Annotated in this window: 1 pseudogene; it reads left to right on the top strand. The window is 59.2% G+C overall.

The window, feature by feature from the left end:
* The first annotated feature begins 56 nt into the window (after positions 1 to 56).
* Positions 57 to 858, top strand: a pseudogene (locus tag GOB93_RS20965) (IS5 family transposase).
* Positions 859 to 868 lie beyond the last annotated feature (10 nt).

Below are 868 nucleotides of genomic sequence, written 5' to 3'. Positions count from 1 at the left end.
TAAGAGCGCCTTTCAAAACCCCTTGTACTGTGGTCCTGAATGAGGGATGAGGCTCCATGGCTTCACCTCTCGTTTCCGATAAATTATGGGCAGTTATTGAACCGCTCCTGCCTGTTATTCCCGCGCGTCCAAAAGGCGGACGACCACGCATTTCCGACCGTTCCGCATTGACGGGGATCGTGTTCGTTCTCCTGACCGGCATTCCATGGGAGATGCTCCCCCGTGAGATGGGATGCGGCTCTGGGATTATCTGCTGGCGTCGCCTGCGAGACAGGCATCAAGGCGGGCGTATGGGACAGTTTGCATCGTACGATGCTGACCCGCCTCCATCAGGCCGACCGACTGGACTGGAGCCGGGCCTGCATGGACAGCGCATCCATCGCGGCAAAAAGGGGGGGGAACGACTGGTCCAAACCCGACGGATCGCGGGAGACCGGGCACGAAGCGGCACATCGTCACGGATCGACAGGGTATTCCGCTGACTGTTCTTCTATCCGGCGCCAATGTCCATGACAGCCGGATGCCTGAGCCTCTCCTGGATGCGCTGCCTTCCATCCGGGGAAGAAAGGACGACCGCGCCGCCGTCCCGGAAAGCTTCACGCCGACAAGGGCTATGACTATCGACGCTGCCGGCAGGCATGCTCCAGTCGCGGGATCAGGCACAGGATCACCAGAAAAGGCATCGAAAGCAGCACTTATCTCGGAAAGCATCGCTGGGTCGTGGAGCGCACCTTCGCATGGATATCCCGTTTCCGACGCCTCACTGTCCGCTACGAAAGAAGGGCCGATATCCACCTCGCCTTCACACTGATCGCATGCTCGCTCATCTGCTTCAGAGCCCTCACAACATGGTTTTGAAAGGCGCTCT

Origin of the sequence: Acetobacter musti (assembly GCF_011516835.1) — a bacterium.
GTDB classification, from domain to species: domain Bacteria; phylum Pseudomonadota; class Alphaproteobacteria; order Acetobacterales; family Acetobacteraceae; genus Acetobacter; species Acetobacter musti.
Note: the sequence above shows the minus strand (reverse complement) of the source record. Positions and strands in the feature narration are given on the sequence as shown.